Source organism: Kitasatospora sp. NPDC092948, assembly GCF_044754805.1.
Classification (GTDB): Bacteria; Actinomycetota; Actinomycetes; order Streptomycetales; family Streptomycetaceae; genus Kitasatospora.
This window is the reverse complement of the sequence record NZ_JBIVPU010000030.1, coordinates 1-5530: the sequence shown is the minus strand read 5'-3', so window position 1 is coordinate 5530 and position 5530 is coordinate 1. Positions and strand designations below refer to the sequence as shown.

The window sequence follows — 5530 nt, the reverse complement described above, 5'->3', positions numbered from 1 at the left end:
CCTCCCGATCGGTGGTCGCATCGTCCGCGAAGCGACGGTCACCGGTCGCGTCGGGCACGTACTTCACACAGACAACGATCCTCAAGCTCACGGCCTGCTCTCCTGTTACTGGTCCGATCCGGCGGCTGCGGCTGCGTCCGTGCGTGTCGAGCGGTGTCGGCACACGCGCGGGGTCCGCGGTCCGGGCGGCGTACGCCGGTGCCCCTCCGGAACTCCCCGGCAGCATACTCATGAGTAGCCCAGCCGTCACTACTCGCCAGTAGCTTACGCTGCCGCAGGTCCGGCCGGGCATCCGCGCCACCGCCTTGGCCCATCCTGCCGCAGGGCGGCCCGACTGCCACCTGACCCGGCACCAGATCGCCTGTGAGATTGAACGCTAGACGGCCTCGCCGAGTGCCGCGATCACGTCCACCCTGCGCGGCTGACCCGCCGCCCGACGCACCACCCGGCCTCCGGCGTCCAGCACCAGCACCGTCGGGGTGCGGGCGATCCCCAGCCGGCGCACCAGCTCCAACTGCGACTCGGCGTCCACCTCGACGTGCGCCACCCCCTCGACCATCCCGGCCACCTCGGCCAGCGTGCGCCGGGTCGCCCGGCACGGCTGACAGAAGGACGTGGAGAACTGCACCAGCGTCGCCCGCTCCCCCAGCGCGCCGCCGAGCTCCGCCCCGGTCAACCGCACCGCCTCGTCCTCGCCCCGCATCCGCCGCCTCCTGCCGGTCCGATCCACCGCATTCAGTGTGACAAACGCCGCGCCGGGCCCGGACAGTCCGCCCTCGCCCCGACCACTCTCCGTGCGAGCGGCGGTTCGACCGCCCCGCCCCCGCCCCGCGCCCGCCGGGGCACCGGTCCGCAGCCGCACACCTGCCCCGGTTCGCCCTGATTTGCCTGCGGGGCACGGGCCGCCGCCCGCCCGCCGCCGCGCCGAACGCCCGGTCCCGGCAGTGCATTCCGGCCCCACCCGCCTCCACCGCTCCGACCCGCGCGGTGCGCGGGCGTGACAGACCGTGCCCGTTCGGGGGATTATCGGGGGGAAACACCCGTGGCCGCCGCGGCGTGCCGCGACCCGTCGGCCCTGCCACCACGCCCCGGGATCCACCGCACCGGGCCCCGGGCCCGTGGAAGTAGGACTGACCGTGGCAGAGTTCGTGTACCCGCCGGTGATCCGCACCGCGCTCACCGCCTTCAAGGCGCTGGACCTGCGAATCTCCATCGTCGGCGCCGAGCATGTCCCCGCCACCGGCGGCGCCGTCCTGGTCAGCAACCACATCAGCTACCTGGACTTCATCTTCGCCGGCTTCGGCGCCTACCGGGTGGCCCGCCGCAAGACCCGCTTCATGGCCAAGGACGACGTCTTCCGGCACCGGATCTCCGGCCCGCTGATGCGCGGCATGAAGCACATCCCGGTCGACCGCACCGACGGTCAGCCCGCGTACGAGGCCGCCGTCAAGGCGCTGCGCGAGGGCGAGGTGGTCGGCGTCTTCCCCGAGGCCACCATCAGCCGCTCGTTCATGCTGAAGAAGTTCAAGACCGGCGCCGCCCGGATGGCCGCCGACTCCGGCACCCCGCTGCTGCCCGTCATCCTCTGGGGCACCCAGCAGCTGTGGACCAAGGGCCGCCCGAAGACCCTGACCAAGCGCCACGTGCCCGTCACCATCATGATCGGCGAGCCGATCCACCTCACCGCGGCCGACAAGCCCGTCATGGTCACCCGCCGCCTGCGCGCCGCCATGTCGGAGATGCTCGACCGCGCCCAGCGCGACTACCCCGCGAAGCCGGCCGGCCCCGACGACACCTGGTGGGTCCCTGCCCACCTCGGCGGCACCGCCCCCACCCTGGAGCAGGCCGAGGCCGAGGACGAGGCGGAAGCCGCCGCCAAGGCCGAACGCCGCGCCGCCCGCTGACTCTTCCGCCCGCTGCCCTCGCCGGGCGGCACGCCTGTTGCCCCCGCCGCCCGGCGGGGGCAACCGGCCTTCCGCCGACCGGCCCTCCGCTCAGGAGCACCGGGCCACCCACCCCTCGAACGGCGGGATGCCGGCCCCGGCCCACCTGCTCGTCCATCAGCTCCGGATCCACGCAGGACCACGGCACCGGCGCGCCGCCGCGCACCCCGCGATCCGGGTGCCGTAGACCCGCTCGCGCCCTCGTTCACCGGCACCCGGTCCCGCCGGAACGCCGACTCCCCCGCCGCCGCCCCTGTGCCGGCGCGTGCCGTGCCTTCGCCGCGCCGCTCAGCCGCCGAACCAGCCCGCCGCGTCCAACCTGAAGCCGGACGGACCGGTCAACTGCGCCAGGCCGTCCTCGAGTTCGCGCAGCCGCTGCTCACCCAGCGCCGCCGCCCACCGGCCGCGGATCTGGTCGAACACCACCGCCGACCGCGCCAGCACGTCCAGCCCCCGCGGGGTCAGCCGCACCACCTTGCGCCGCGCATCGACCGGGTCGTCCGCCCGCTCCGCATAGCCGAGCGCCTCCAGCCGGTCCACGGTCTTGCCCGCGGCCTGCTTCGACACCCCCAGCCGCCGGCCGAGCTCGCTCGCCGTCGCCCCGTCCGGCCCGATCGCCTGAAGCGCGAAGCCGTGCGCGGGCCGGGCCTCGGGGTGGCCCTGGCGGGCGAGTTCGGCGTGCAACTCGTCGATGATCGTGCGGAATCCGGCGAACAGCAGCAGCGGGAGCTCGAAGCCGTTGCGCGGATCGACAACCTGGTTTACGTTTTGGTCAACCACGTTGTCCATCCTAGGACGCGCAGCCGCGGCACGCCCACGGCCGCCCCCGCACGCCTCTCACCACCCGGAAGGACCCGCCATGTCCGACACCGCCACCCAGCACTTCCCCGACCTCACCCCCGAGACCGCCCCGCCTGCGGCCCGCCGCCCCCTGGAAGGGATCACCAAAAACCTCGGCTACCTCCCGAGCGCCGCCGGCCGACTCGCCCACTCACCCCAACTCCTGGACGCCTTCCTCAAGTTGACGGCCATGTTCGACGCCACCGAACTCGACCCACTGGTCCGCGAGACCGTCGTCCTGACCATCGCCACCCGCAACGGCTGCCACCTCTGCGTCGCCATGCACACCGCCAAACTCACCCACCTCGCCGCCGACCCCGACCTGATCGCCGCCCTGCGCGCCCAACAGCCGCTCCCGGACGCCCGGTTGGAGGCCGTCCGCCGCTTCGTCCACTCCGCGCTCGACCACACCGGCGCCGTCCCCGAACCCGACCTCACCGACTTCCTCGCCCACGGCTTCACACCCCGCAACGCCCTGGAGATCGTCCTCGGCATCGGCGCCTACACCCTCTCCACCTTCGCCAACCGCCTCACCGACGCCCCCGTCGACCCCCAACTCGCCCCCTACGCCTGACCCTCCGCCTCCGGCCGGTACGCTCCCCCGGTGACCGACCGCGGCCTCGCCCTCCCCGCACTCCGGCACCAACTGGTGACCGCGGTCCTCACCCTTGCCGCCCCCGGCCTCCAGGACGCCGGCTTCGACCCCGCCCCGCACCTGGCCACCCTCCTGACCGACGCCTGCGACGCCACCGCCCCCGCCCCCTGGCTCGGCCACACCCTGCGCACCGCCGAAGAAGCCGCCCTCACCGCCGACCTCGGCTCCGCCCTCCGCACCCACCTCGCCACCCTCCCGCCCGACCCCACCCCCACCGACCACCTCCGCGCCAACACCTGGCACCCCATCACCACCACCGCCGCCCAACTCGCCCGCGTCCTCCTCCGCAACGACCACCACCACGCCACCACCGCCTGACGGCACGCCACTGCCGGCCTGGGGGGAGAGGGGACGCGAGAGCGGGCACGGACGCGAGCGGGAGCGGACGCGGGCACGGGATCAGAAGCGGGCGAGGACGCGGGATCGGGCACGCGAGCGGGAGCGGACGCGGACGCGGACGCGGGCGCGGACGCGGGCGAGTCGTGGCCGAGCCGTCCATCCCACCGGTTCAGCGGGCGGTGCCGGAGCCGCGTACCGACGAGCGGCCGCCGGGTCGGTACGAGCACGCGCCGACACCGCTCACCTCGCCGGCCCGATCCGCCACGCTCCACCCATGCTGCGTCAGCAACAGCCCCCGGCTCCCCACTTCCGGCAGCACCGGGCCGTTCACCGACGCCGACGGCACCCGGTGGGCCCGGTGCCGAGGCCCACTCCTGCCCAGTCGCGCCCGCCGCCTGCTGTCCGACGCCGACCAGGCCGTCCTCCTCAGCCACGCCGGAGGCATCGGCCCCCTGCCGGCCACCCCCGCCGAACTCCCCGCCCTCCACGAGGACCGCCCCGGCCAGTACATCGGCCACGAGTTCGCCGACAGCGCCGGCCGCGCCCTGCTCTTCCTCCCCTACAACGGTTGCCCCGGCCCGCTTCCCCGCCCGCAGCACCGGCATCGGTCCCGCGAACAGCTCATCGACCGTCCCGCCGGCACCCTCACTACCCATCAGCGACAGCCGCGCCTCCGCTCGCGTCCGCTCCACCCCGGCTGGGCCCAACAGCCGTTCCATCACCGGCCGTTGCTCTCGCATTCCGGCCCAGCAGGCATGCCACCGCTTCCTGTCCAGCGCGAACGCCAACGCATCGAACGGGTACGCCCGCGACGCTCCAACCCCCATCCGAACATCTCTCATGAGCCCCAGACAGGTCGTCCGGCACCACGCCGAGCACCCGGTGCCCGTAAAACCCCACGCCCGTAGCCCTCCTGACGCACCAAAGGGGCCCCGACCACCCGGCGGTTTCCGGGGCCCCCTTCAGCTGCCCCTCAGCGACCCGGGCCGTCCCCCGCACCCGGGAGCGTCTCCGGCTCGGGCAGCACGAACTGCGGATTTTCGATCAGCCCGACCACCGCCCCCGCCGGCTCGACCACCGATGCCACCCGGATCCCCCCGCCCACCTCCTGCACCGCGTCCCGCACCACCGCCCCTGCGGCCACCACCTGCTTCAGCGCCGCGTCGACGTCCCGGACGCCCCAGTACGTCACCGGCCCGGCCGCCGGATCACCGTTCGGGTCCAGCGCCAACTCGTAGCCACCGACGTTGAAGCCGACGTAGAACGGCTCGTCGAAGTACGGCTCGATGCCCAGCACCGAGGACCACCAGGTCTTCGCCGCAGCGAGATCCGGCGCCGGGTAGATCACCGTTCGCAAACCCAGGAGCACGTCAACGTCCTTTCGCAGCCATCTCGTTCTTCCGAACGCGAGCCTACGAGCTCGATCCGACAATCCCGCCCCAGCACGCCCGTACGCTCCCCCAGCCCACGCCGCACACCCGCCGCCTCCACCGTGTCCGGGCCCGTCTCGTACCACCCGTCCCCGTACCTCATCACCCTCCCCAACGTCGCCGGCCGCAAAGCCGAACCGCCCCCCGGGCATTCGTCCGTCCGCACGCCCGCCCCACAAACTCCCCGGGAACGCAAAGAAGCCCCCTGACATCCCGTCAGGGGGCTTCTTCTGAATAATTGTTCGGCGGCGTCCTACTCTCCCACAGGGTCCCCCCTGCAGTACCATCGGCGCTGTGAGGCTTAGCTTCCGGGTTCGGAATGT

The 5530-nt window shown here is 73.5% G+C and carries 6 protein-coding genes, 1 rRNA gene and 1 pseudogene; 3 read left to right on the top strand and 5 right to left on the bottom strand.

The features are described 5' to 3' along the window. Both ACIQF6_RS36210 and ACIQF6_RS36205 read right to left on the bottom strand, forming a co-directional pair. Positions 1-91: pseudogene (locus ACIQF6_RS36210) on the bottom strand (electron transfer flavoprotein subunit beta); the annotation flags it as partial. 285 nt (positions 92-376) lie between these two features. After that, positions 377-703: a TlpA family protein disulfide reductase gene (locus ACIQF6_RS36205; protein ID WP_400903280.1), complete on the bottom strand. Its 327-nt coding sequence runs from the start codon at positions 701-703 to the stop codon at positions 377-379. A 433-nt stretch (positions 704-1136) separates the two neighbouring features. Between ACIQF6_RS36205 and ACIQF6_RS36200 the strand changes: the two genes are divergently transcribed. Next, positions 1137-1904, top strand: coding sequence for a lysophospholipid acyltransferase family protein (locus ACIQF6_RS36200; protein ID WP_400903277.1), 768 nt, complete (start codon positions 1137-1139; stop codon positions 1902-1904). Positions 1905-2231: 327 nt separating this feature from the next. On the opposite strand, the gene ACIQF6_RS36195 is transcribed toward ACIQF6_RS36200, so the two are convergent. After that, complete coding sequence (locus ACIQF6_RS36195; protein ID WP_400903274.1) at positions 2232-2732, bottom strand: MarR family winged helix-turn-helix transcriptional regulator; 501 nt, start codon at positions 2730-2732, stop codon at positions 2232-2234. A 70-nt stretch (positions 2733-2802) separates the two neighbouring features. Between ACIQF6_RS36195 and ACIQF6_RS36190 the strand changes: the two genes are divergently transcribed. Together ACIQF6_RS36190 and ACIQF6_RS36185 are read left to right on the top strand one after the other, a co-directional pair. Then, positions 2803-3357, top strand: a complete 555-nt coding sequence (locus ACIQF6_RS36190) for a carboxymuconolactone decarboxylase family protein (protein WP_400903271.1) — start codon at positions 2803-2805, stop codon at positions 3355-3357. 30 nt (positions 3358-3387) lie between these two features. Then, positions 3388-3756: a hypothetical protein gene (locus tag ACIQF6_RS36185; protein WP_400903268.1), complete on the top strand. Its 369-nt coding sequence runs from the start codon at positions 3388-3390 to the stop codon at positions 3754-3756. Between the two features lie 994 nt (positions 3757-4750). On the opposite strand, the gene ACIQF6_RS36180 is transcribed toward ACIQF6_RS36185, so the two are convergent. Continuing rightward, a complete protein-coding gene (locus tag ACIQF6_RS36180) occupies positions 4751-5146 on the bottom strand; it encodes a VOC family protein (RefSeq protein WP_400903266.1) in 396 nt (131 codons plus the stop codon). A gap of 301 nt (positions 5147-5447) precedes the next feature. Then, positions 5448-5530: ribosomal RNA gene (gene rrf / locus ACIQF6_RS36175) — 5S ribosomal RNA — on the bottom strand; the annotation flags it as partial.